Source organism: Ensifer sp. (assembly GCF_031989085.1).
In the GTDB taxonomy this organism is placed as follows: Bacteria; Pseudomonadota; Alphaproteobacteria; order Rhizobiales; family Rhizobiaceae; genus Ensifer.
This window is the reverse complement of the sequence record NZ_DALZXU010000001.1, coordinates 1,971,217-1,994,321: the sequence shown is the minus strand read 5'-3', so window position 1 is coordinate 1,994,321 and position 23,105 is coordinate 1,971,217. Positions and strand designations below refer to the sequence as shown.

Sequence of the window (23,105 nt, the reverse complement as noted above, 5' to 3'; positions counted from 1 at the left end):
TAAGTGAAACCCGCCTTTCAAAGGGCGGGTTTCTGCCGTTTCCTGCCCCAGACTTCTTTTCCGGATTGCCATGAAAACCGCTCTTCTGCTCCTCGCCTCCCTTGCTCTTTCCGCTCCGGCCGCCCATGCGGCGCCAGCGCTCGTCGAGCCGGACCTGCATCTTCCGGGCAACCCTGCCGGCAAGGGCCAGCCGCCGCGCGTGGCGTTGACGCTCGACGCCTGCAGTGGCGCGACAGACATGCGCATCCTCGGCACGCTGATCGAAAACCGCATTCCGGCGACCATTTTCGTGACGGCCCGGTGGCTGAAACGCAACGCACTGGTGGTCGAGGTGATGAAGGCGCACCCGGATCTCTTCGAAATTGAGGATCACGGCGCCATGCACGTGCCGCCGATCGATATCAAGGTCTCCGTCTATGGCCTGGCTGCTGCCGGGTCGAGTGCTGCCGTTGCAGCCGAGGTCGAAGGCGGGGCGGCGGCGATCAAGGCGCATGGCCTTGCGGCACCACGCTGGTTTCGCGGCGCGACGGCGAAGTACACCCACACCTCGATGAGCCAGATCCGCGAGATGGGCTACCGCATCGCCGGCTATTCGGTGAACGGCGACGGTGGTTCGCTGCTGGGGGCTGCGATGGCCGAGAAGCGTATCCGCAACGCCCGCGACGGCGACGTCATCATCGCCCATATCAACCAGCCGACCCATGCGGCCGGCGCCGGCGTCGCGCGCGGCATTCTCGATCTGAAGGCCAGGGGCTACAGCTTCGTGCGCCTCAATGATATCCCCGACGAGATGGCGGTCGGCGCCACCAACTGACGCGGCTCGACTGCCGGCGTTCGGTCATAGCGCGATCTGCGTGCTCCCGTTCCTGCATCGGATTCAAGTGTGTGGGGAACCAACTTTTCGTTGTTGGGATTCCGAGGCGGATTGATCCGTCTCGGGAGGAACGAATGAAGCGCGCTGTCTTCGGGCGGATTATCGCAAGGCGGCAGCCCAGGGGATCTCGGAAGCACAACAGTATCTCGACGCGCTGCCGAAGAAGTGACGCGAACGACGCGTCAGGGCGTCCCGCTCTTTCGCACTATGCCTGTGACCCGCTCGACAAAATCTGCAATCGCATCGGTATCATCGAGATCGAACACCGGAAGCCTCGTGTCACCGACCGGGTGATCGGCAGCAATGGCGCAGATATGCGGATCGGTGGGCGCCAGAGGTTCGCGGTTGGCCGATTCCAGCCGGCGCGCCTCGATCTTGGCGATCGGCTCGCGCTTGTAGCCTTCGACCAGAACGAGGTCGCAAGGCGCGAGACGGGCGAGGATCTCTTCGAAGCTCGGCTCCGGCGCGCCGCGCAATTCGTGCATGATCGCAAAACGCGTGCCCGAAACGATGGTGACTTCGTGGGCGCCGGCCTCCCGGTGGCGGAAGCTGTCGGCGCCCACCTTGTCGATGTCGAAGTCATGATGGGCATGCTTGACCGTCGAGACGACATATCCCCGTCGGGTCAACTCGGTGACGAGGCGCACCATCAGGCCGGTCTTGCCGGAATTTTTCCAGCCGGCGATGCCGAAGATTTTCGTCGCGGTCATTCGCCATTCTCCATGAGGATACGCAGCCACTCTTCCGCCTGCGCGAGGTCATCCGGCGTGTTGACGTTGAAGAAGGGGTCGAACATGCCGGCGGCCGTATCTGTCATCGGGAAATCGACCGTGACGTTCGGGTGCCGCTCGATGAAGGCGCGGACCCGGCGTTTCGGATCGGTGGTGAGCCAGCGCTCGAGATCGTCGGCGAGCGCGACCGGCCAGAGCGCAAAGAGCGGATGCAGGGCGTCATTGGATGCTGCCACGGCAATCTGGGTATGCTCGGTCATCGCCATCGTCAGTCGCCGGCTGAGGTCTGTCGGAAAGAACGGCGTATCCGTCGGCACGACGAGAACATGGCTTACCGCTGGCATCGCTGCGGCTGTGTGGCGCATGGCGGCCAGGACACCGGCAAGCGGACCGAGAAAGCCGGGGACGGTATCGCGTATCGCCATCCGGCCGTCGATCGTCGCCTGGCCGTCGGCGTCGTTGAGATTGACCGCGATACAATCGACCTGAGGCTCCAGCCTCGCGATGATCCGCGCGAGCATCGTTTGCCCGCCGAGATAGAGCGCCGATTTTGGCTGGCCCATGCGGCGGGATAGGCCGCCGGCAAGGACAACGGCTGGCCATGCGTGGCGTGTGTGTCCTTGCGTCTCGTCTTGTGGCTTCACGGTCCGATCACTCCTATTCGAGCGGTCCCGTGACCGCGCTCCGGGCAACGGGATTTTTGCCACGCCGGCTCTCGCGATAGAACGTGTAGAGGCCCGAGCCGACGATGACCGCGACACCCAGCAGCATCCATGCATCGGGCTTTTCCGAGAAGAAGAAAATGCCGATCGTGATCGCAAACAGCAGGCTCGTATAGCGGAAGGGCGCGATGACGGAGATATCGCCGCCACGCATGGCAAGCACGATCGTCTGGTAACCGACCATCAGCAGCAGGCTGGCGGCGGCGACATGGGTCAGCGTCGTCGTCGACATCGGCTGCCAGCCGCCGAGCGGCACGATCAGCGCCGCGCCGACGAGTGTCGTCACCAGCGCCGTGGTCACGGTGATGTAGAGCGAGGGGATGTCGTGGTCGATGCGGCGGGTACAGAGATCGCGCGTCGCGGTGCAGAAGACGCAGGCGACCACCGTGAGTGCCGCGGGCGTAAAGCCTTCCGGGCCGGGGCGAAGCACGATCAGCACGCCGATGAAGCCGACGAAGATCGCCGTCCAGCGCCGCCAGCCGACCGGCTCGCCGAGAAAGACGGCGGCGCCGAGCGTGACCGCCAGCGGCAGCGCCTGCATGATCGCAGAGGCGTTGGCGAGCGGGATCTGGCCGAGCGCCGAGATGTAGGTGATGGATGCCAGCGCCTCCATGACGATGCGCAGGATGATGACCGGCTTCAGGATGGTGCGCAGCGGGCGAAAGGCGCGGAAGTGGCGGGCGATGACGATCACCATCAACGTGGTGAGCAGCCCGCGCACGAACATGATCTGGCCGACATTCATCGCCCCGGTCACCGACTTCACCAATGCGTCGTTGCAGGAGAAGGCGACCATCGCCAGACACATGAAGATGATGCCGCGGAAATTGCTGGAGGATTGCATGCTGACTGTCCTGCGGCGCCGGATCGGGCGGGAGCCTGACGGCGGATGGCAATGGCGAATCCGTTGCCGGATGCCGCATACCGTTTAAGCATTGGCCGCCATTTTGTGCAAACCCCAACCCGCCGGCGCACCTCTTTTCTTCGAGTGAAAGTAGAACTGATCTTCGAGCGGCAGATCAAGCCGGTCGAAGACTATGACGGGGCTGGAAAGAACGGCCATTAGACGCCGCTTCTATTCGCGGAATCTTAAGTTTCGCTGCCTATCGTCCCGAACATTCCGCTTCCAATCGCATGATGCGATCGGTGGATGGCGCGCGCCGCAACCTTGGCAGCTCGCTGTTCAAGGGGTGTCGGCCGAAGCCTGGGAGGCGCTTTGGCCCATTATTCACCCCATGCTTCCGACAAGAAGAAGTCGCCGCGCGGACATGTCCCTCATAAGAATAATTCGGGGTCCGCAATGTCTTTCATCGATCGTCTGTTACAGCGCCTGCGTATCGTTACCAAGGTTCTGCTTTTCGTAGTTCCCCTGGTGGTCCTGATTGCCGGCATCGGCCTCGTCGGCTTCTTCACCGCGCGAACGCTCAACGGCCACATGACCGTGACGCGCGAAACCATCAACAATCTTTCGGATTTCCAGGCGCTGCGCAGTGCGTTGCAGAACTTTGCCGATGCGCCGAGCGAAGACACGCGTGGAGCACTCGCTTCACAGATCGACGAGCAGGAAAGCGGCGTTCGTGCGCTCGACGGTCTATTGACCCGCGAGGCGGACAAGTCGGAGATCGCTTCGGTTCTGTCGCTCGGACAAGCGATGCGGGCAGAGACCGACAAGCTCTGGTCGATCAAGGTCGAGCAGGACCAGGTGACGGCATCGCTCGAGGCCGCACTGACCGATATGACCGCTCAGGGCAACGGCGCCTACAAGCAGATCGACATCATCCGCAAGGAATCGGGCGAGAAGGAAGCCTTTGCCAAGGCGCTGCTTTTCGATGCCGCCGCCTATCAGGGCGTTGCCGAGCGCATCAAGAAGTTCCGCCTGCCGGTGACGATGGCAGCCAGCGCCGATGCCAAGATCGACCAGGCGGGCAAACTGCTGCCGCACCTGATCAAGCAGATCGAGGAAGCCGAGAAGATTGCGTCCGAAAAGGTGCAAAAGCCGATTGCCGAGCTGAAGGAGCAGGCGCTGAAGGTCCAGGCGATCCTCGCCGGCGGCGACGACAGCGAGACCAAGAAGAACGCGCTGGTGCCGATCCTCAGCAAGTTCTCGAAATATGAGGCCGACTTCGCCAAGGAAGCGGCCAAGAATTCCGATACGGCCGCCAAGCGCTTCGTCGGCATGGACAGCGAAATCTCGCAGCTGAAGACGCTGATCGCGCTGATGGGCGAAACGTTCAAGGCGCTCGACAGCACGCGGTTGCATATCAGCGAACTGCACCGCAAGCTCGATGCGGAAAGTCGCGATCTGGTGATGGCCGACATTCAGGCCGTTCGCGACAGCGCCGGCAAACTCTCAGAGCTCGGCGGCAAGAATGCGGCCCTTCGCGACCTGCCGGTCAAGCTCAAGGCGTCGCTCGACAACATCGACACCGGCACGGCGGCGCTGATCGACGTCGGCGGGCGCTGGCAGCAAGCCAAGGCCGCCGCCTCCAGCCTGGTTGCCGGCGCGAGCGCAACGCTCGAAAGCTTCGTCAGCAGCGCCCAGGAGGCCGGCAAGGTCGACAGCCAGCGTTCGGCCGACATGTCGATCGTGGCGATGGTGGCAGGCACGCTGCTGGCCATCATCGGCGGCCTGATGCTGGTGGAGACCCTTCGCGGCCCGCTGAAGCGCGTCACCGAAACGATGACGCGACTTGCCAACGGTGACCTCGACGTGGCGATCGAAGGCCGCAACCGCGGCGACGAGATCGGTGACATGGTGCGCTCTGTGGCCGTGTTCCGCGACAACGCGGTCGAGAATGTCCGGCTCGGTCGCGAGGCGGACGCTGCGCGCACGCTGTCGGCCGAAGAAGAGGCCCGGCGCGCCGAGGAGCGCGCGCGGATCGAGGCCGAGCAGATGCAGGCGCTGAACGCGCTTTCGGATGTTCTGGCGGAGCTTGCCGCCGGCAACCTCGAGGAAGGTATGGCGGAAGACCTGCCGGCCGACTACGTGATCATGGCGCGCACCTACAACAATGCCGTGGAGGCGCTTCGCGCCACGCTCAGCGACGTGCGCATGGTCACTGGCGAGATCACCGGCGGCACCAGTAACCTCTCGGCTTCGGCAGACGATCTGGCGCGGCGGACGGAACAGCAGGCGGCGGCGCTCGAGGAAAGCTCGCGCGCACTTCGCCAACTGACCGATATCGTCCGCTCGACGGCTGAAAGTGCCCGCAAGACCACCGTCTCGGTCGACGAGACCAATTCCTATGCCCGGCATTCCGGCGCGGTCGTCGCCAAGGCGATCGACGCCATGGCGGAAATCAATCGCTCGTCGGAGAAGATCAGCACGATCATCAGCGTCATCGACGAGATCGCCTTCCAGACGAACCTCCTGGCGCTCAATGCCGGCGTCGAGGCGGCGCGGGCAGGCGATGCGGGTCGCGGCTTTGCCGTTGTCGCGCAGGAGGTTCGCGAGCTTGCCCAGCGTTGCGCAGGGGCGGCACGCGAGATCAAGGGGCTGATCTCCGAGAGCTCGGCGCAGGTCAGAAGCGGCGTGGCGCTCGTGCAGGAAACGGGCGATGCGCTCGGCGTCATCAACAGCCACATCGGCACCATCCACCAACTCGTCAGCAATATCGAGGCAGCGGCCGCCGACCAGTATACCGGCCTCAACGAGGTCAATTCGGCGGTGCACGAGGTGGAACTGATCACCCAGCAGAATGCGGCAATGGTGGAGGAGAACACGGCCGAAATCCACGGGCTGCGCCGGCAGGTCGAGGCGCTCAACGAAAAGATCGAGCGCTTCAAGACCGGCACGTCGACGGTCGGCAACCAGAGCTATGGCCGTGGCTACGGCTCGACTTACGCGGCGTGAGCGCGTTTCCCGGCGCGATATGTGCCTGCCGGCTGCCCCTCACCCTAACCCTCTCCCCGCACGCGGGGAGAGGGGACTTGCCCCGCTATGGGCTTTGGGTGACCTTGGGCCCATTTTCCATCCCACGATCACACGGCGTCTTCCCACGTCCTGTTCGCGCTTTACCGCTCGCCTCGCTTCCATTGGGGCTCAGGGCTTTGGGACTTAAGGGTGGGGTAGCGCGCCGCCGCATGTGTCCCTTCGCCCCGCCTGCGGGGAGAAGGTGCCGGCAGGCGGATGAGGGGCTGATAAAGCACTGTGAAACAGAGGGCAGCTCAGCCGCCGGTGACGCTCATGTGGCGGGCGACGGCGGGGCGGTTGTGTTCGCGGTCGATGATGAAGTCATGGCCCTTGGGCTTGCGGCCGATCGCTTCGTCGATCACCTGGCCGAGATAGGCGTCGTCGTCGGAAGCGCGAAGGGCGGTGCGCAGGTCGGCGGCGTCGTTCTGGCCGAGGCACATGTAGAGCGTGCCGGTGCAGGTGAGCCGCACCCGGTTGCAGCTTTCGCAGAAATTGTGGGTCATCGGCGTGATCAGGCCGAGCCGGCCGCCGGTTTCGGCGACGTTCAGATAGCGGGCAGGGCCGCCGGTCTTGTAGGCGATGTCGGTGAACGTGAACTGCTGTTCCAGCTGCCGGCGCATCTCCGACAGCGGCATGTAGTGATCGGTGCGGTCTTCCTCGATCTCGCCCATCGGCATGGTCTCGATCAGGGTCAGGTCCATGTCGCGCCCATGCGCCCAGCGCATCAGGTCGGGGATCTCGACGTCGTTGAAGCCCTTGAGCGCCACGGCGTTGATCTTGACCCTGATGCCGGCGGCCTGCGCCGCGTCGATGCCTTCGATGACCTTGCCGAGATCGCCCCAGCGGGTGATCTGGTGAAATTTCGCGGGGTCGAGCGTGTCGAGCGAAACGTTGATGCGCCGCACGCCACATTCGCCAAGTTCGGCGGCGTGTTTGGCGAGCTGCGAGCCGTTGGTCGTCAGCGTCAGTTCGTCGAGCCGCCCGGCCTCGATCTCGCGGCCAAGTTCACGCACCAGAAACATGATGTTCTTGCGCACCAGCGGCTCGCCGCCGGTCAGCCGGAGCTTGCGCACGCCCTTGGCGATGAAGGCGGAACAGAGCCGATGCAGCTCTTCCAGCGTCAGAAGATCCTTCTTCGGCAGAAAGGTCATGTGTTCCGCCATGCAATAGGTGCAGCGGAAATCGCAGCGATCGGTGACCGACACGCGCAGATAGGTGATCGCCCGCCCGAATGGGTCGACCATCGGGGCGGTTCCGTCCACAAGCGCCGCGGCGCCGGTTCTCACTATCGCTGCTGTGTTCACACGTCTTTCTCCCAGCCCCTTCAATGTCGTTAGCAAACGTGGTCGCGTCAAGGCGCATCCTGTCGCAAAGTGTTGATTGGAAAAGCCGGGTAATTCTCGCCAGGCGATTCTTCCGTTAAGCGTGGGCTTGAAAACAGGAGCTGACAGCATGAGCGAATTCTGGCCGAGCGAACTGCGTGTCTCGAAAGACCGCCACCGCCTCGTCGTTGCCTTCAACGACGGCGCATCCTTCGATCTTTCCGCCGAAATGCTGCGCGTGCTTTCGCCATCAGCCGAGGTTCAGGGCCACGGTCCGGGCCAGCGGGTGACGGTGCCCGGCAAGCGCAATGTCCAGATCATCTCGGTGCAGCCGACCGGAAATTACGCCGTGCGCATCGGCTTCGACGATTTCCATGACACCGGCATCTTTACCTGGACCTATCTGCGCGAACTGGGCGAAAAGGGAGAAGAGCTGTTTGCAGCTTACGAGCAGGAGCTCGCCGACAAGGGCATGTCGCGCGACAAGGCCGAAAAGCCGCGCTGAACCATCTGAAAAGGAGACAGTCTGTTGGCTGGTGCATCTGAAGCGAATGACCTGACGCAGGTGGTGGTATTGCTGACGGCAGGCGTCGTCGCCGTGCCGCTCTTCAAGCGCATCGGCCTTGGATCTGTGCTCGGCTATCTCTTTGCGGGTTTGGTGATCGGGCCGTTCGGCCTGCGCTTCTTTACCGAACCGCAGGCGATCCTGCATGTGGCCGAACTCGGCGTGGTGATGTTCCTGTTCATCATCGGTCTCGAGATGCAGCCGTCGAAGCTGTGGAGCATGCGCAAGGACATTTTCGGGCTCGGCGCGGCGCAGGTGCTTGCCTGCATCGCCGGCCTGACCATGGTCGGTCTCGCGCTCGGCTTTCAGCCGATACCCTCCTTCATCGCCGGCACCGGTTTCGTTTTGACGTCGACGGCGATCGTCATGCAGATGCTGCAGGAGCGAAACGAGATCTCGACGCTGAAGGGCCAGCGGATGATCGCCATCCTTTTGTTCGAGGACCTGGCGATCGTACCGCTGCTGGTGCTCGTGACCCTGCTGGGCAGCAGCGGCGCGGCCAGCGATCCGGCGGAGCGCTGGATGGCCGTCGGCATCGCATTTGCCGCGCTCGTCGCGCTGGTGATTGCCGGCCGTTACCTGCTCAACCCGCTCTTCAGGCTTCTGGCGGCAGCCGGGGCGCGCGAGGTGATGACGGCGGCAGCGCTGCTCGTCGTGCTCGGTTCGGCGCTGGCGATGCAAAAGAGCGGCCTGTCGATGGCGATGGGCGCCTTTCTTGCCGGCGTGCTTCTGTCGGAATCGGCGTTTCGCCACCAGCTCGAAGCCGATATCGAGCCGTTTCGCGGCATCCTGCTCGGCCTGTTCTTCCTCGGCGCCGGCATGGCGATCGACCTTGCGGTGATTGCTGCCAACTGGCAGATCGTGGTGATCTCGGTCTTTGCCTACATGGCGCTGAAAGGCGTGCTGATCTATGCGGTCGCGCGGCTGTTGCGCGCCTGCCATAGCGAAAGCCTTGAAAGGGCGGTGCTGATGGCGCAAGGCGGCGAGTTCGCCTTCGTGCTTTATGCCGCTGCCGTCTCCGCCGGCATCATCGATGCGGAGGCCAATGCGACGCTGACGGCGACGATCATCCTGTCGATGATGCTGACGCCGATCGCGATCTTCCTTCATGGCCGGCTCGCCAAGCCAGTGCCGCCGCGCACCGATGATCTCGAAGTGCCGGAGAATGTCGAGGGCACGGTGCTGATGATCGGTTTTGGCCGTTTCGGCCAGATCGTCAGCCAGCCGCTTCTGGCGCGTGGATACAAGCTGTCGCTCATCGACAAGGATGCGGAATTCGTGCGCGACGCCTCGAACTTCGGCTTCCGCGTCTTTTACGGCGACGGATCGCGCAGCGACATCCTGCATGCGGCGGGTGCTGCGACGGCAAGGGCAATCCTCATCTGCGTCGACGACAAGGCGGCCGCGGTCAAGATCGCCCACACCGCCAAGGAGGAGTTTCCGCTGGTGCCGGTGCTGGCGCGGGCCTTCGATCGTGGCCATGCCATCGATCTCCTCCATGCCGGCGTCGACTTCGAGATCCGCGAGACCTTCGAATCGGCGCTCGTCTTCGGCACCGAGGTGCTGAACGTTCTGGGTGAGGATGCCGAAACCGCCGCCGAGGTGATCGAAGAGTTCCGCGACCTCGACAAGGAGCGCTTTGCGCTGGAGACCGTCGGCGGGATCTACGCCGGACGGCAGTTGATCCGCGGCAATGCGCAGCCATCCGACATCATCGCCTCGAGAACCGCGCGGGCGCGGGCCGAGGCTGAGGCCCGGGAAGAACAGGAAGGTTCGCCCGGTTAGGCCCAGGGTCTTAGGCCGGTCTCAGGCGGGTTCGTTTTCATCCTTCATGAGAACGCCGATCAGCCGCTCCATGGATTGCGCCACGACCTCGCACTCCTCTAGCGGCGCATCCTCCATCAGTCTCTTGATGAGGCCGGTCTGAACCTCCATCGCCTCTTCGGTCAACGTGCGCCCTGATGGCGTCAGCGACAGGCGCAGCACGCGCTTGTCCTTGTCGTCGCCGCGGCGCTCGATCAGGCCCCGTTTCTCCAGCTGCGGCAGCAGCATGCTCATGTTCGACCGTCCCACCAGCAGCTTGCGGGCAAGCTCCTGCTGCGAAATCCCATCGAAGCGATAGAGATTGATCAGGATATCGAGATGCGGCGTCTTGATGTCGAGATGCGCGAGTGACCGCGTCATCGTCTGCTGCATCAGCTGACAGGCGCGCGCAACGGCAATCCAGCTGCGAAAACGCGGGTGGTCCCAGGGGAAATGATGCTGTTCGTCCATCGCTTGATTTTTGTTCATCGTTGTACAATAATGTTCAGCATTGAACATATTAAGAGATTCTCACTATGGCATCCTTTGCGATCAAGGTCATCCGCCATGCGCTTGCCGGCGTGTCGGCCATTTCACCCGAGGCGGCCGGCCGGCTCGCCTTCAAGCTGTTCACGGTTACGCCCGGGCGCAAACCCAAGAGCGCCAAGGAGCGGGCGGCACTGGCGGCTGCGGTTCCAATCATAGCCAAGGGTACGCCGGTGACGCTCTCCTATGCCGGCGGGTGGGTGATGGCCCGGCATTTCGCTGGTCCGCGTAATGCCGCCAATGCCAAGCGGGTGTTGCTCGTTCATGGCTGGGGATCGCGCAGCGACTATCTCGCCGCGATGATCGAGGGTCTTGTTGCTGGCGGCGCTGAGGTGGTGACGCTCGACTGGCCGGGGCACGGCGCCTCGCCGGGGCGCACGTTGACCATGGTTGCGGCCGTCAGGGCGATCGACGCCGCCTGGCGCCATTTCGGCGGCTTCGATGTCAGCGTCGGGCACTCCTTCGGCGGCGGCAGCCTGGCTTGCGCCGCCGGCGGTGTCGTCTGCGACGTACCAAGCCATGTGGCCAAGAAGCTCGTGCTCATCGGCGCCCCCAGCGAGATGACATGGCTTTTCAAGGGGTTCGGCAAGATTCTTCGCCTGTCTGCGAAGACGCAGGCAGCCTTCGAAGGCGTCGTCGAGCGGTTGGCCGGTCGTCGGCTCGAGGACTTCGATGCCGCCAGGATCCTCGCGGCCAGAGCCGTGCCGACATTGGTCATCCATGCCGAGGACGACAAGGAGGTTTCGGCTGAGCATGCGCGCCGCTATGCGGCCGCCGGCCCCAATATCGAACTTCACTGGGCGAACGGCTACGGTCATCGCCGGATCGTCTCCGCAGCGTCCGTGATCGACAGGGTCAATTCCTTCATCCATGGCGAAGATCGGAAGGCGGCCGCCTGAGCGGGAGCGCAGTGCACCGATCCCGGTCCTGGCTACGGTCCGGTCCGGTCTATTTCACTGATGCCGTCATCAGCCCGTCATGCTATCGGTCGAAGGATCGCTTCGATCCAGCGGGAGCGGGCATTTGCGGGAGAGGACGGCATGACGGTCATTACTTCGGTCGAGGAATTGAACGCGCTCTACGGCGCCAGCAGCGAGGCGTCGGTGGCGAAGGTCACCAAGGCGCTCACCGCCGAGTACCGACAGATGATCGAGGCATCGCCGTTTGCGGCCCTTGCGACCGTCGGGCCGGAGGGGCTCGACTGTTCGCCGCGCGGAGATGACCATTGCGTCATAAGGGTCGCCGATGACCGGACCGTGCTGATGCCGGACTGGCGCGGCAACAACCGGGTGGATTCGCTTGCCAACATCGTGCGCGATCCAAGGGTAGCGCTGATGTTCCTGGTGCCGGGATCCAACACCACCATGCGCATCAACGGCACGGCCGTCGTCAGCATCGACCCGGCACTGACCGGATCTTTCGAGGTCGACGGCAAGAACCCGCGCAGCGTCATCGTCGTCACCATCGGCGAGGTCTATTTCCAGTGCGCGCGTGCGTTGATGCGCTCGCAGATCTGGAACCCCGAACGCTTCATCGACCCGTCCGCGCTACCGACGCCTGGCGCCTTGCTGAAAGCGGCCAAGGCGGATTTCGACCGCGACACCTATGATCGCGAATGGCCAGAGCGCGCTGCCAAGACCATGTGGTAGGCTTGACCCGGCCGGACCCGTCCGGCCGAGCGTGTCGCCGCGGCGACGCAAGCCGGGAGGTGGAATGGCGATGCGACATGTTCGTGCAAGCGCAGGCCTGGGCGCGGCCGTTCTGCTTCTTTCGACGTTTGCCGGTGTGGCGGTTGCGACCGAGCTGCCCTTGGCCGCCAGGCTCGAGCTGCTTGCCGGCGCCTATCCCGATGCGATTGCCGGAGCAAGCGATGGTCACCTGGTCCTGCGCGACGGCGGCGCGGCGTTGCCGATCGACGATGGCCGAAAAAAGACGCATGCGCAGAAGCTTGCCGCAGGCGATATCGAGGACAGTCTTTCCCAGATCTATCCGCTGGGCGCATGCGACATGCGGCCGCCGCGCGACTTCGACCCGGGACGCATCCGCAACGAGGCCCTGATGAAGCGTCTCTATGGCGGCAGCGCAGATACGGTCGCACGCGATCTCGTGGCGATCGACTGGTTCGGGGAGCGCCTCAGGGTGACCAGCAGGCACGGCGTTGCCAAAGCGTTGCAGGCGGTGGCTGCGGAACTCGCTTCCAGACCGAAACTCAAGCGCTATCTCATCCCAAGTGCCGGGACCTTCAACTGGCGCACCATCGCCGGCGCGCGCACGCTTTCGGTTCACAGCTTTGGCGCTGCGATCGATCTCAACACCGGCTTTGCCGACTACTGGCGCTGGGCGGGTGGTGCCAAGGGCAGGGCCGTGCAATATCGCAACCGCTATCCGCTCGAGATCGTCGCCGTCTTCGAGAAACACGGCTTTATCTGGGGCGGGCGCTGGTATCATTTCGACACCATGCATTTCGAATATCGGCCGGAGCTGATTGCGATCGCCCGGCAGGCGGGCGCTTCCACCTGCCGGTAACATCTTGGCTACTCAGTCGCGCACGATCACCTTCGCGCCGATCTCGACATTGGCATAGAGGTGCTCGACGTCCTCGTTGGCCATGCGGATGCAGCCCGAAGACATCGCCTTGCCGATCGACAGGGGCTGGTTGGTGCCGTGGATGCGGTAGATCGTCGAGCCCAGATACATGGCGCGCGAACCGAGGGGATTATCGATGCCGCCCTCCATGCTGGCGGGCAGCACCTTGCCCTTCCTGGCTTCGCGCATGCGCATGTCTTCCGGTGGCACCCAGGTCGGCCATTCGGCCTTGCGGCTGACGGTGTTGGTGCCAGTCCACAGAAAGCCTTTGCGCCCGACGCTGACGGCGTATTTGACCGCGATTCCACGGCCGACGACGTGGTAGAGGCGGCGTTCGGAATTGTCGATGATGATGGTTCCGGGGGCCGCGGCTGCATTGAAGGCGACGAGTTCGCGGGCGATCGGCGATTGGTTGATGTCGCCGCGCTTGGCCTTGTGCCGCGTGCCGCCTTGCGACAGCACCTGCAGCCAACCGACACTGCCGGCATTGCTGTCGAGCGAGGCGACGGTGATCGGATCCTGCCCGGTTTCGGTGGCGTGGACGGTGGCGACCGGTCCGGCGAAAAAAAACGTTGCTGCAATGGCTGCAAGAATGCGCTTCATCACGGGTCCCCCTTCGGATTGTGGGAACCGATCGCGCTTTTCGTAGCCGTTGTTCCCTGTTGTCAGGGTTGTAGCGTTTGCAGGCCGATCCGGCTGTTTCCAAGGGAACGCGGCGACGAAACGAAAATGGCGCCCGATGGGCGCCATTCGACGAAACGTTTCTGACCTCAGGCTAGCGCCTGTAGATCAGCCAGTTGCGGCCCGATTCCTTGCGCATGCCGTCCTCGAACAGCATGGTCTTGTTGCGGCCGGCATTCTTGGCCGAGTAAAGCGCGATATCGGCCTTGTTGTAGAGGTCCACAGCATCCTCGGCCGCGGTCGCCATGCAGACGCCGACCGAAAGCGTGATCGGGCCATAGTTGACCCCGGTCTTCGAATTACGGAACGGCGTGCCGGCGAGCACTGTGCGGATGCGATCGGCGACCTGCAGGCATTCTTCCTGGCTGCTGTCGTTCAAGATCACCGCAAACTCTTCGCCACCGGTGCGCGCGACGAAGGCATCGCGCCGGACATTGGCGCGGATGACGCTGCCGACCGTTGCCAGGATCTTGTCGCCGACCGGATGGCCGAACGTGTCGTTCACCTTCTTGAAGTGATCGATATCAGCAACCAGCAGGCCGGTGAAATTCTTCTGGTGATCGTTGTTGTAGACGGCGGCCAGATTGTCGTCGAAGGCGCGGCGGTTGGCGAGGCGCGTCAGGGAATCCGTGTTGGCGATCCGCTTGTACTCGTCGAGTTCCTGGCGGATGACCTCCATCTCGAAGGACTTCTGCACCACGGTCTGCACGCGTTCCTTGCCCTGGCTCATGGTGTCGGCAGTCGCTTCCGTGAGGATGCCGATGGCGTGGCGCAGGATGTCGGCGCTGGAGGCGCTCTTGCTGGTTATGTTGACGTAGGCTTCGTCGAGTACCTTGTTGTAGTTCTCAAGCGCGTATTGCTCGTCTTTCAGCAAATTGACCAGTTCGGCGAGCTTGGCGGCAAGACTGGTGTGGGCGCGCTCGATGCCTGTCGAGCGGTGGATATGGCTGAAATACTGTGCGCCGATCGCGTCGAGTTCTTCCTGGGTCGCACGGCTGCCGAGTGCTGCGAGCTCCTTGGACAGCTGCGGGTTCGAACCGAGATAGGCTTCGTAATAAAGCTCGTAATTTCGCGGTATAGGCGACACGCCCATCATGCGCATCGCATGGGTGACCTGCGCTGCGATATCCGGAGCCTGCGTCTTTCCAGAAGTGGCCGTTTGCATCCGCAAACTCCCAATATTGCTTATTGCTTACGAGTACTGATTTTTAGGGGCAAATGATTTGCGAAGTCTTAATGATTGCTTCCTGAAGCAAAGACAATTCGACTGAACGCAGATAATGCGCTGCTCCCTGGAGGTCGGCGGGAGACGAGCCGCGACACCCCGTCTGGGCATCGCGGCTCGGATGGATGGTTCAGGCCGGGCTGATCATCGTTTCCGGACGCACGACCGCGTCGAACTCCTCATTGGTGACGTAGCCGCCACCAACAGCTTCTTCGCGCAGCGTCGTACCGTTCTTGTGCGCGGTCTTGGCGATCTTGGCGGCATTGTCGTAGCCGATCTTCGGCGCCAGCGCCGTCACCAGCATCAGCGAGCGGTCAAGCGCCGCCTTGATGTTGTCTTCGCGCGCTTCGATGCCGACGACGCAATTGTCGGTGAAGGAAACGGCCGCGTCCGACAGCAGTTGAACCGACTGCAGGAAGTTGTAGGCCATCAGTGGATTGAAGACGTTGAGCTCGAAATGGCCCTGGCTGCCGGCGAAGGTCAGGGCGGCGTTGTTGCCGAACACCTGGACGCAGACCTGGGTCAGCGCTTCGCACTGGGTCGGGTTGACCTTGCCCGGCATGATCGAGGAGCCCGGTTCGTTTTCAGGCAGCGACAGTTCGCCGAGACCCGAGCGCGGGCCCGAACCGAGGAAGCGGATGTCGTTGGCGATCTTGAACAGGGCGGCGGCTGCGGCATTGATCGCGCCGTGGCTGAAGACCATGGAATCGTGGGCGGCGAGCGCTTCGAACTTGTTCGGCGCCGTGGTGAAGGCGATGCCGGTGATCTTGGCGATTTCGTCGGCGACCTGTTCGGCAAAGCCGACCGGTGCGTTGAGGCCTGTGCCGACGGCCGTGCCGCCCTGCGCCAGTTCGCAAAGGCCCGGCAGCGTCATCTCGATGCGCTTGATCGAGGATGCGACCTGGGCTGCGTAGCCGGAGAATTCCTGGCCGAGCGTCAGCGGGGTGGCGTCCTGGGTGTGGGTACGGCCGATCTTGATGATGTGGTCGAATGCCTTGACCTTGGCTTCGAGCGCCTGGTGCAGGTGCTTCAGCGCCGGCAGCAGGTCATGGATCACGCGTTCGGCGCAGGCGATGTGCATGGCCGTCGGATAGGTGTCGTTCGACGACTGGCTCATGTTGACGTGGTCGTTCGGATGCACGGGCTTCTTCGAGCCCATGACGCCGCCGAGCATTTCAATCGCCCGGTTGGAGATGACCTCGTTGGCGTTCATGTTCGACTGGGTGCCGGAGCCGGTCTGCCAGACGACCAGTGGGAAATGCTCGTTGAGCTTGCCGTCGATGACTTCCTGCGATGCCTTGACGATCGCATCGGCGACGGTCGCATCGAGGCGACCGAGCGCCATGTTGGTGCGGGCCGCTGCCTGCTTGACGATGCCGAGCGCACGCACGATCGAGGCCGGCTGTTTTTCCCAGCCGATCTTGAAGTTGCCGAGGGATCGCTGGGCCTGGGCGCCCCAGTAGCGATCGTTTGCCACTTCGATGGGGCCGAACGTATCTGTTTCCGTGCGCGTCGATGTCATCGTGATCCCTGCCTTCGTCATGCGGTTCATGAAGTTTGGGCGAGGGGACGCGGCCGTAACCGGCTGTCCCTCCCCAAGGTGCCGGGCCTCTCTCTGCCCCGGCTGGCAAGGCTTGTAAAGAGGTGGTTCCGGTACGCGCAATGCTACAATCGTTTCAAAGGCCTTGATGCCGTTGCGATCGGCGCGGGCTGCCGCGCGCTGGGTGATTCGCCCCGGTCAGGCCGCATGCGGATTTCTTGTGGCGTTTCAGTCACATTCGCGACCTTCCATGATGACCGCAACGCGCCATTCCGCCCGCAAAGGTTCACGGCGGCGAAGTAATGTCGATGCAAATCAAATTTTTACGGCCCTTGGAACGTCCTGTTGATGAAGCGGTTATCCTGCGACTTTGAGGTGGTTTGATGCCTGTTCGGCGCTGCGCGTTTCCTTTTCATTCACCATCCTTTTCTATAAGTTTTGGAGCACGAGGGCGTGGCGAGGAATTGGCTAAAGCCGAGTTCGGCGACAACGCGATACGGGGACGCAGTTTCACATGAGAATTTTTAAGACGGCAGCGATTCTAGCGCTCATGAGCGGCTGTGCGATCGCGACCTTGGATACACGGCCGGCTTCGGCCTTCACGCTCGGCGATTTCATCCGCGCAGGCAGGAAGAAGCCCGAGCCCCAGCAGCAGCAACTGCAGTCACTCCCGGGCGTCGGGGCCATGGTCGAGCCCCAGCAGAACACGGTATCCAGGCCTTTGCCGAAGGTCACGGGTCCGCAGTACTATACCTACAAGGCGGACGCGCTGCGCTGGGTCGCGACCGACAAGCTGCTCGATCCGGTCGTCACCGGCTCCGTGCGCAACGGGGCGCTGCCGCCGATGTTGCGTGCGCCGCTCAACGATGCCCGCCAGTTCATGCCTGAAATCAAGGTGCGCGCGACCGCTGACGTGGCCAAGGCGATCGAGACCCATTACGGATCGCGTTCCGACTTCGTCTGGATCGATGCGAATGGCGTGAGCGCGCGGGCGAAGGCGGCGATTGCCGTTCTTGCCGACGCGGCAAAGGTCGGTCTCGATCCGCAGGACTATGCCGTTCAGGTGCCTTCGGACGATTTCGACCGCGGCGACATGATCGCGCGTGAAAAGGAACTCGTTCAGTTCGAGGTCTCGTTGTCGATCGCAACGCTGTCCTACGTACAGGACACGGTGCGCGGCCGTATCGATCCGAACAAGATCTCCGGCTATCACGACTTCAAGCGCAAGACCGTCGATCTCGGCGCGTTCCTGGACAAGATGTCCGCAAGCGCCGATGTCGCCACGCTCATCAACGATCAGAACCCGAAAAGCGCTCAGTTCGCCGCTCTTTCGGTGGAGCTTGAGCGCCTTCGTGCCGAGAAGGGTGTGGAACAGCGCGTCGAAATTGCGCCGGGCACGCTGCTGAAGCCGGGCCAGAGCAATCCGGAACTCGCCAACATCGTCGCCGGCATCCGCATCAAGGGTTCCGATACGCTGAAGGCAGATCATGCGGACGTGTTGGCGGCCTATCAGGGGACGCCTGAATATACGCCTGAGCTTGTCGCGCTGGTCGAAGCCTTCCAGAAGGAACATGGCCTGAAGGCCGATGGCGTGGTCGGGCAGGCATCGCTGCGCATCCTCACGGGTGGCGACAGCACGGCCGCCAAGATCAACAAGCTGGAAGTCGCGATGGAGCAGGCGCGCTGGTTGCCCGACGGTCTCGGCAGCCGCTACGTCTTCATCAACCAGCCGGCCTTTACCGCCTCCTATACCGACAATGGCACCGAACAGTTCTCGATGCGCGTCGTTGTCGGCTCCAAGGCGAACCAGACCTACTTCTTCCAGGACGAGATCCAGACCGTCGAGGTCAACCCGTACTGGGGCGTTCCGCAGTCGATCATCATCAACGAGATGCTGCCGAAGCTGCGCAGCGATCCCGGCTATCTCGACCGGATGGGCTATCAGGTGGAAGTCGGCGGCCGCTCGGTGCCGTCCTCCTCGGTCAACTGGAATGGTTCGACCGCCTCCGTCGCCGTGCGCCAGCCGCCGAGCAGCGACAATGCGCTTGGCGAGCTGAAGATCCTGTTCCCGAACGCGCATGCGATCTATATGCACGACACGCCTTCGAAGAGCTTCTTCAAGCGCGACCAGCGCGCGCTGAGCCACGGTTGCGTGCGTCTTGCCGATCCGCGCCGGATGGCGGCGGCCGTACTGGGCACCAGCGTCGAGGATGTCGGCAAGGAGATCAATGGCGGCCGCAACAAGGCGCTGCAGGTGCCGCAGAAGGTGCCGGTTTACGTCGCCTACTTCACCGCCTGGCCGAACAAGGATGGCGCCGTCGAATATTTCGACGATGTCTATGATCGCGACATGTACATGAACCGCGCCTTCGAGGCGACCCGCAACGCGCGTCGCGCCGAGGGGTAAGGCTTCGGGTGGCGCCGACAGATTGGCGCCCACCATCAAGCAATGCATTAAGACCCCGCGGAGCTTCTCCCGGGGTCTTTCTCGTTCTGTCGATCGGCTGCAAGGAAGAAGACGCGCAGATGCACGAGCGCGGACGGACGAAGTCCATCCCGTCAGGGCGGCATTCGTCCGTTTGGATCAGCGGCGGTTCGCGTCGATCGATGCCGGGCTGCGGTGCGCGCCGCCTGTTACTTGCCGTTGAAAAGTCCGGTCACCAGCGCCGGCGTCAGTTCGTCGAAGTGCCGGATGATGACGGTCGGTTCAAGGCTCTCGATCGGAACGTCGGAGTAACCGAATGGCACGGCGATCGACGGGATCTCGGCGTTGCGGGCGACCAGGATGTCGTTGAGGCTGTCACCGACCATCACCGAGTGCGCGGCGCTGCCACCGGCATTGGCGATCGTGCGCAGCAGATGATCGGCGTTGGGCTTGCGGATCTCGAAGGTATCGCCGCCGGAGACCGCGGCGAAGCGATCGATGAGGCCGAGGCGCTCGAGCAGCCGGTTTGCCAGCATTTCCGGTTTGTTGGTGCAGACCGCCAGCTTGAAACCCGCCGCCGTCAGACGGTCGAGCGCTTCGAGCATGCCGGGATAGGGCAGGGAATCGCCGGGCATGGAGCCATGATAGAAGTCGACGAACTCCTTCATCTGCCAGGTCAGCGCCTCCTCGTCGAGTGGCATGTTACGCAGCGCGAAGGTGCGCTCGATCATGGCGCGGGCCCCGTGGCCGACGAGGTGGGTGAGGTCGCGATAGGTGACCGGCTCGACACCGGCCTGGGTGACCGCATGGTTGAGGCTCGCCACCAGATCCGGGGCCGTGTCGACAAGGGTTCCGTCGAGATCGAAGACGACAATGGGGGAAGACAACAGATGAACCTCGCGTAGCGGGAAGCGTTGCCGTTCGGGTAGGCGAAGTTGCGTCGGAATGCAATGGCGAGTGTGCGCGGGGCGGGGTCAGGATTCCGGGCCGAACGCCTGATTTTGGCTTTTGTTTGCGGCTTTGGCCGTGTAAGTGTCTCAGCGGAAAACGGACGGAGATGGCGGGCGACCGCATGTCTTTTCCGGTGAAAAAAGGGAGCGACTGGCGCATGGACGCCCGCCAAATGAAAATCAAAGCCGCGGCAGCGGCGCTGGAACATGTCGAAGACGGTATGCGGCTCGGCATCGGCACGGGGTCGACGGCGGAGGAATTCGTCCGTCTGCTGGCCGAAAAGGTCGCCTCGGGCTTTCGCATCGAGGGTGTTCCGACATCCGAGCGCACGGCACGGCTCTGCCTGGAACTCGGGGTGCAGATGAAGTCGCTCGACGAGCTCCCGGAGCTCGACCTGACGATCGACGGTGCCGACGAGGTCGATGCTCAGCTGCGGCTGATCAAGGGCGGCGGCGGGGCGCTGCTGCGCGAAAAGATCGTCGCGGCTGCATCGAGGCGCATGATCGTCATCGCCGACGAATCGAAGGTCGTCGATGTTCTCGGCGCGTTCAAGCTGCCGATCGAGGTCAATCCCTTCGGTCAGGTCGCCACACGCATCGCCATCGAAAAGGTCGCCTCGCGGCTCGGTCTTTCCGGCGATATTTCCGTGCGCAATTCCGGCGACGGCCCCTTCAAGACGGATGGTGGACACCTCATTCTTGATGCATCTTTTGGCCGTATTCCTGATGCAGATGCGCTCGCGGGAGAGCTGAATGCCATTCCCGGCGTCGTAGAGCACGGACTTTTCATCGGTATCGCATCGCTTGCGATTATCGCCGGACCGGAAGAGGCACGCATTCTGACCGCATCGTGAGCCTGCTTCCCGCGGTCCGTTACGGACGAGGGAGCGGCAAAGGCAACAGGTTACCACACATGCGGGCCTGGCGGCGGCAATCGCCCGGGCAGCATGCGACAAACACAGGAGCATGGATAAAAATGAACAAACTCGCAGGTCTTGCCCGCACATTCGCAGCCACCGCGGTTCTCCTTTCTGCATCCATTCCGGCGGTCCAGGCCCAGGACGTCTCTGACGCCCAGATCAAGGCCGCTCGTGCGACCATCGCCGCGCTTGGCGTCACCAACAACTTCGACAACATCCTGCCGAACCTTGCCGAGCGTCTGAAGAACACGCTGATCCAGGCTTCGCCGAACTTCCAGGAACTGATCACCGCGACCGTCGACGAAAAGGCCCTGGCTCTCGCTGCCCGCCGGTCCGACCTGGAGCATGAAGCGGCGGCAATCTACGCCAAGACCTTCACCCTCGAAGAGCTGAACGCCATCACCGAGTTCTACAGCTCGACCGCCGGCAAGAAGCTTCTGAACGACGGCCCGATCGCTTCGCGCGAACTGCTGAAGGCGGCGGACATCTGGGCATCCGGCGTTTCGCGTGACCTCAATGCCGAAGCAACGAAGTCGCTCGACGCCAAGGTCGGCACCTCGGCTCCTGCGCTCGTCGAAGGCACGCCGGCGACGCCTGCCCAATAATCCGGGGCGCGTTGATGCGGGCATGAGCGCCGCGCGTTCGAAAGAGCGCAGCAGGCATGCTCTTGCGTCATGTCGACACGATCATCACGTTTTGAAGAGCCCGGAGCGATCCGGGCTTTTCTTTTTCCGCAGTGCAACACTATATGTGCCTGCGACGGGGCTGCCCCGAGCGGGGCATGCTGTCGGCCAAAGCCGGTCGCACGGTGCTCCTTACAATCCCAATTGCAGTCTGCACGACCTTCAGGAGTACGCCATGCCCGCATTCGACTATGACCTCTTCGTAATCGGTGGTGGTTCTGGCGGTGTCAGAAGCGGTCGGCTGGCGGCGAGCATGGGCAAGAAGGTGGCGATCGCCGAAGAGTTCCGCTACGGCGGCACCTGCGTCATTCGCGGCTGCGTGCCGAAGAAGCTCTACGTCTATGCCTCGCAGTATTCCGAACATTTCGAGGATGCGGCCGGTTTCGGCTGGACGGTCGGTGAAAGCCGTTTCGATTGGCAAAAGCTGGTTGCGGCCAAGGAACAGGAGATCACGCGCCTCGAAGGCCTCTACCAGAAGGGGCTTGCCAATGCGGGCGCCGAGATCCTGCGCACGCGTGCCGAACTTGTCGGCCCGAACACGGTGCGCCTGCTCGATAGCGGCAAGACCGTCACGGCGGAACGGATCGTCATCGCGGTCGGTGGCCATCCGACGCCGCATGATGCGCTGCCGGGCCACGAACTCTGCATCTCGTCCAACGAGGCTTTCGACCTGGCCGAACTGCCGAAATCGATCCTGATTGCCGGCGGCGGATACATCGCGGTCGAGTTTGCCAATATTTTCCATGGCCTCGGCGTCGAGACGACGCTGATCTACCGCGGCAAGGAGATCCTGTCGCGCTTCGATCACGACATGCGTCGCGGCCTGCACGCGGCGATGGAAGAGAAGGGCATCCGGATCCTTTGCGAGGACATCATCCAGTCCGTTGCCACCGATGCCGATGGCAAGCGCGTGGCGCAGACGATGAAGCATGGCGAAATCGCCGTCGACCAGATTCTGCTGGCGCTCGGTCGTGTGCCGAACACCCGGGGGCTGGGGCTTGAAAGCGCAGGCGTGAAGACCGATGAGCGTGGTGCGATCATCGTCGATGCCTTCTCGCGCACCAGCGCGCCCGGCATCTACGCGCTTGGCGACGTAACCGACCGCGTGCAGTTGACGCCGGTCGCGATCCACGAGGCGATGTGCTTCATCGAGACCGAATACAAGAACAACCCTGTTTCGCCCGACCACGACCTGATCGCAACGGCGGTCTTCTCGCAGCCGGAGATCGGCACCGTCGGCCTCAGCGAAGAGCAGGCCGCACGGAAGTTCGATGACCTGGAGGTCTATCGCGCCGAATTCCGGCCGATGAAGGCGACACTTTCCGGCCGGAAGGAAAAGACGATCATGAAGCTGATCGTCAACGCCGCCGACAGCAAGGTTCTGGGCGCCCACATCCTTGGCCACGATGCCGGCGAGATGGCGCAGTTGCTGGGCATCTCGCTGAAGGCGGGTTGCACGAAGGATGATTTCGACCGGACGATGGCCGTTCATCCGACTGCCTCGGAAGAGCTGGTAACGATGTACGCGCCGACCTACCGCCTTCACAAGGGCGAGCGGGTCTGATTGCCTCGGACATTCTGCCTCAGGTGAAAACGACCTGAGGCAGGGAATTCTTGGG

At 63.0% G+C, this 23,105-nt stretch carries 21 protein-coding genes; 12 read left to right on the top strand and 9 right to left on the bottom strand.

The genetic code is table 11. The features are described 5' to 3' along the window. Window positions 1-70: 70 nt before the first annotated feature. Complete coding sequence (locus tag RTP54_RS09655; protein WP_312362217.1) at window positions 71-814, top strand: polysaccharide deacetylase family protein; 744 nt, start codon at window positions 71-73, stop codon at window positions 812-814. A 242-nt stretch (window positions 815-1,056) separates the two neighbouring features. Here RTP54_RS09655 and mobB read toward each other — a convergent pair whose 3' ends face one another. Genes mobB through RTP54_RS09640 form a run of 3 tightly spaced genes read right to left on the bottom strand, consistent with a single transcriptional unit; the run spans window position 1,057 to window position 3,171 of the window. After that, entirely contained in the window at window positions 1,057-1,584 is a 528-nt protein-coding gene (mobB, locus tag RTP54_RS09650) for a molybdopterin-guanine dinucleotide biosynthesis protein B (RefSeq protein ID WP_112833010.1), read from the bottom strand. After that, window positions 1,581-2,249 carry a molybdenum cofactor guanylyltransferase MobA gene (gene mobA, locus RTP54_RS09645; protein ID WP_312362212.1) on the bottom strand — a complete coding sequence of 223 codons (669 nt, stop codon included), beginning with the start codon at window positions 2,247-2,249 and terminating at the stop codon, window positions 1,581-1,583. The genes mobB and mobA overlap by 4 nt, the downstream gene beginning before the upstream one ends. Before the next feature lie 13 nt (window positions 2,250-2,262). After that, window positions 2,263-3,171, bottom strand: coding sequence for a DMT family transporter (locus tag RTP54_RS09640; protein WP_112804756.1), 909 nt, complete (start codon window positions 3,169-3,171; stop codon window positions 2,263-2,265). Window positions 3,172-3,216: 45 nt separating this feature from the next. Between RTP54_RS09640 and RTP54_RS09635 the strand changes: the two genes are divergently transcribed. Both RTP54_RS09635 and RTP54_RS09630 read left to right on the top strand, forming a co-directional pair. Beyond that, window positions 3,217-3,393, top strand: coding sequence for a hypothetical protein (locus tag RTP54_RS09635; protein ID WP_312362210.1), 177 nt, complete (start codon window positions 3,217-3,219; stop codon window positions 3,391-3,393). A gap of 234 nt (window positions 3,394-3,627) precedes the next feature. Continuing rightward, the gene (locus RTP54_RS09630) at window positions 3,628-6,180 is read left to right on the top strand and encodes a methyl-accepting chemotaxis protein (RefSeq protein WP_312362209.1); all 2,553 of its coding nucleotides are present in this window, start codon (window positions 3,628-3,630) and stop codon (window positions 6,178-6,180) included. Between the two features lie 314 nt (window positions 6,181-6,494). Here RTP54_RS09630 and moaA read toward each other — a convergent pair whose 3' ends face one another. Further along, complete coding sequence (gene moaA / locus RTP54_RS09625) at window positions 6,495-7,544, bottom strand: GTP 3',8-cyclase MoaA (RefSeq protein WP_312362207.1); 1,050 nt, start codon at window positions 7,542-7,544, stop codon at window positions 6,495-6,497. A gap of 148 nt (window positions 7,545-7,692) precedes the next feature. Here moaA and RTP54_RS09620 point away from each other — a divergent pair, with 148 nt between their 5' ends. Next, window positions 7,693-8,067 (top strand): gamma-butyrobetaine hydroxylase-like domain-containing protein, encoded by a 375-nt coding sequence (locus tag RTP54_RS09620; RefSeq protein WP_112804761.1) that lies wholly within the window; start codon window positions 7,693-7,695, stop codon window positions 8,065-8,067. Window positions 8,068-8,091: 24 nt separating this feature from the next. Then, complete coding sequence (locus RTP54_RS09615; protein WP_312362205.1) at window positions 8,092-9,912, top strand: monovalent cation:proton antiporter-2 (CPA2) family protein; 1,821 nt, start codon at window positions 8,092-8,094, stop codon at window positions 9,910-9,912. A gap of 21 nt (window positions 9,913-9,933) precedes the next feature. Here the strand turns inward: RTP54_RS09615 and RTP54_RS09610 are convergent, their stop codons facing one another. Then, window positions 9,934-10,419 (bottom strand): MarR family transcriptional regulator, encoded by a 486-nt coding sequence (locus tag RTP54_RS09610; protein WP_312362203.1) that lies wholly within the window; start codon window positions 10,417-10,419, stop codon window positions 9,934-9,936. Window positions 10,420-10,466: 47 nt separating this feature from the next. On the opposite strand from RTP54_RS09610, the gene RTP54_RS09605 reads away from it, so the two are divergent. The 3 genes from RTP54_RS09605 to RTP54_RS09595 all read left to right on the top strand — a co-directional run bounded on the left by RTP54_RS09605 (window position 10,467) and on the right by RTP54_RS09595 (window position 13,002). Further along, complete coding sequence (locus RTP54_RS09605) at window positions 10,467-11,375, top strand: alpha/beta fold hydrolase (protein ID WP_312362201.1); 909 nt, start codon at window positions 10,467-10,469, stop codon at window positions 11,373-11,375. A 141-nt stretch (window positions 11,376-11,516) separates the two neighbouring features. Further along, entirely contained in the window at window positions 11,517-12,125 is a 609-nt protein-coding gene (locus RTP54_RS09600) for a pyridoxamine 5'-phosphate oxidase family protein (RefSeq protein WP_312362199.1), read from the top strand. Window positions 12,126-12,189: 64 nt separating this feature from the next. Further along, on the top strand, window positions 12,190-13,002 hold the full coding sequence (locus tag RTP54_RS09595; protein ID WP_312362197.1) for a M15 family metallopeptidase: 813 nt from the start codon (window positions 12,190-12,192) through the stop codon (window positions 13,000-13,002). A gap of 12 nt (window positions 13,003-13,014) precedes the next feature. On the opposite strand, the gene RTP54_RS09590 is transcribed toward RTP54_RS09595, so the two are convergent. The 3 genes from RTP54_RS09590 to fumC form a co-directional block, all read right to left on the bottom strand. Then, window positions 13,015-13,665: a L,D-transpeptidase gene (locus RTP54_RS09590; RefSeq protein ID WP_312362195.1), complete on the bottom strand. Its 651-nt coding sequence runs from the start codon at window positions 13,663-13,665 to the stop codon at window positions 13,015-13,017. Window positions 13,666-13,837: 172 nt separating this feature from the next. Continuing rightward, the gene (locus tag RTP54_RS09585) at window positions 13,838-14,908 is read right to left on the bottom strand and encodes a GGDEF domain-containing protein (protein WP_112804770.1); all 1,071 of its coding nucleotides are present in this window, start codon (window positions 14,906-14,908) and stop codon (window positions 13,838-13,840) included. A 190-nt stretch (window positions 14,909-15,098) separates the two neighbouring features. Next, window positions 15,099-16,490 (bottom strand): class II fumarate hydratase, encoded by a 1,392-nt coding sequence (gene fumC / locus RTP54_RS09580; RefSeq protein ID WP_162703192.1) that lies wholly within the window; start codon window positions 16,488-16,490, stop codon window positions 15,099-15,101. A gap of 532 nt (window positions 16,491-17,022) precedes the next feature. On the opposite strand from fumC, the gene RTP54_RS09575 reads away from it, so the two are divergent. Then, a complete protein-coding gene (locus RTP54_RS09575) occupies window positions 17,023-18,915 on the top strand; it encodes a murein L,D-transpeptidase (RefSeq protein ID WP_312362190.1) in 1,893 nt (630 codons plus the stop codon). 227 nt (window positions 18,916-19,142) lie between these two features. Here the strand turns inward: RTP54_RS09575 and RTP54_RS09570 are convergent, their stop codons facing one another. Further along, complete coding sequence (locus RTP54_RS09570) at window positions 19,143-19,820, bottom strand: HAD family hydrolase (protein WP_312362189.1); 678 nt, start codon at window positions 19,818-19,820, stop codon at window positions 19,143-19,145. A 221-nt stretch (window positions 19,821-20,041) separates the two neighbouring features. Here RTP54_RS09570 and rpiA point away from each other — a divergent pair, with 221 nt between their 5' ends. The 3 genes from rpiA (at window position 20,042) to gor (ending at window position 23,050) form a co-directional block, all read left to right on the top strand. Beyond that, entirely contained in the window at window positions 20,042-20,737 is a 696-nt protein-coding gene (rpiA, locus tag RTP54_RS09565) for a ribose-5-phosphate isomerase RpiA (protein WP_112805274.1), read from the top strand. 122 nt (window positions 20,738-20,859) lie between these two features. Continuing rightward, window positions 20,860-21,408 carry a DUF2059 domain-containing protein gene (locus RTP54_RS09560; protein WP_112804778.1) on the top strand — a complete coding sequence of 183 codons (549 nt, stop codon included), beginning with the start codon at window positions 20,860-20,862 and terminating at the stop codon, window positions 21,406-21,408. 253 nt (window positions 21,409-21,661) lie between these two features. Further along, complete coding sequence (gor, locus tag RTP54_RS09555) at window positions 21,662-23,050, top strand: glutathione-disulfide reductase (RefSeq protein WP_312362186.1); 1,389 nt, start codon at window positions 21,662-21,664, stop codon at window positions 23,048-23,050. The last annotated feature ends 55 nt before the right edge of the window (window positions 23,051-23,105 follow it).

Excerpts from the sequence above, each read along its gene's own strand:
- RTP54_RS09655 (WP_312362217.1), top strand. The coding sequence starts at position 71 with ATGAAAACCGCTCTTCTGCTCCTCGCCTCCCTTGCTCTTTCCGCTCCG.
- mobB (WP_112833010.1), bottom strand. The coding sequence starts at position 1,584 with ATGACCGCGACGAAAATCTTCGGCATCGCCGGCTGGAAAAATTCCGGC.
- RTP54_RS09640 (WP_112804756.1), bottom strand. The coding sequence starts at position 3,171 with ATGCAATCCTCCAGCAATTTCCGCGGCATCATCTTCATGTGTCTGGCG.
- RTP54_RS09635 (WP_312362210.1), top strand. The coding sequence starts at position 3,217 with ATGGCAATGGCGAATCCGTTGCCGGATGCCGCATACCGTTTAAGCATT.
- RTP54_RS09630 (WP_312362209.1), top strand. The coding sequence starts at position 3,628 with ATGTCTTTCATCGATCGTCTGTTACAGCGCCTGCGTATCGTTACCAAG.
- RTP54_RS09620 (WP_112804761.1), top strand. The coding sequence starts at position 7,693 with ATGAGCGAATTCTGGCCGAGCGAACTGCGTGTCTCGAAAGACCGCCAC.
- RTP54_RS09610 (WP_312362203.1), bottom strand. The coding sequence starts at position 10,419 with ATGAACAAAAATCAAGCGATGGACGAACAGCATCATTTCCCCTGGGAC.
- RTP54_RS09605 (WP_312362201.1), top strand. The coding sequence starts at position 10,467 with ATGGCATCCTTTGCGATCAAGGTCATCCGCCATGCGCTTGCCGGCGTG.
- RTP54_RS09600 (WP_312362199.1), top strand. The coding sequence starts at position 11,517 with ATGACGGTCATTACTTCGGTCGAGGAATTGAACGCGCTCTACGGCGCC.
- RTP54_RS09595 (WP_312362197.1), top strand. The coding sequence starts at position 12,190 with ATGGCGATGCGACATGTTCGTGCAAGCGCAGGCCTGGGCGCGGCCGTT.
- RTP54_RS09590 (WP_312362195.1), bottom strand. The coding sequence starts at position 13,665 with ATGAAGCGCATTCTTGCAGCCATTGCAGCAACGTTTTTTTTCGCCGGA.
- RTP54_RS09585 (WP_112804770.1), bottom strand. The coding sequence starts at position 14,908 with ATGCAAACGGCCACTTCTGGAAAGACGCAGGCTCCGGATATCGCAGCG.
- fumC (WP_162703192.1), bottom strand. The coding sequence starts at position 16,490 with ATGACATCGACGCGCACGGAAACAGATACGTTCGGCCCCATCGAAGTG.
- RTP54_RS09575 (WP_312362190.1), top strand. The coding sequence starts at position 17,023 with ATGAGAATTTTTAAGACGGCAGCGATTCTAGCGCTCATGAGCGGCTGT.
- rpiA (WP_112805274.1), top strand. The coding sequence starts at position 20,042 with ATGGACGCCCGCCAAATGAAAATCAAAGCCGCGGCAGCGGCGCTGGAA.
- RTP54_RS09560 (WP_112804778.1), top strand. The coding sequence starts at position 20,860 with ATGAACAAACTCGCAGGTCTTGCCCGCACATTCGCAGCCACCGCGGTT.
- gor (WP_312362186.1), top strand. The coding sequence starts at position 21,662 with ATGCCCGCATTCGACTATGACCTCTTCGTAATCGGTGGTGGTTCTGGC.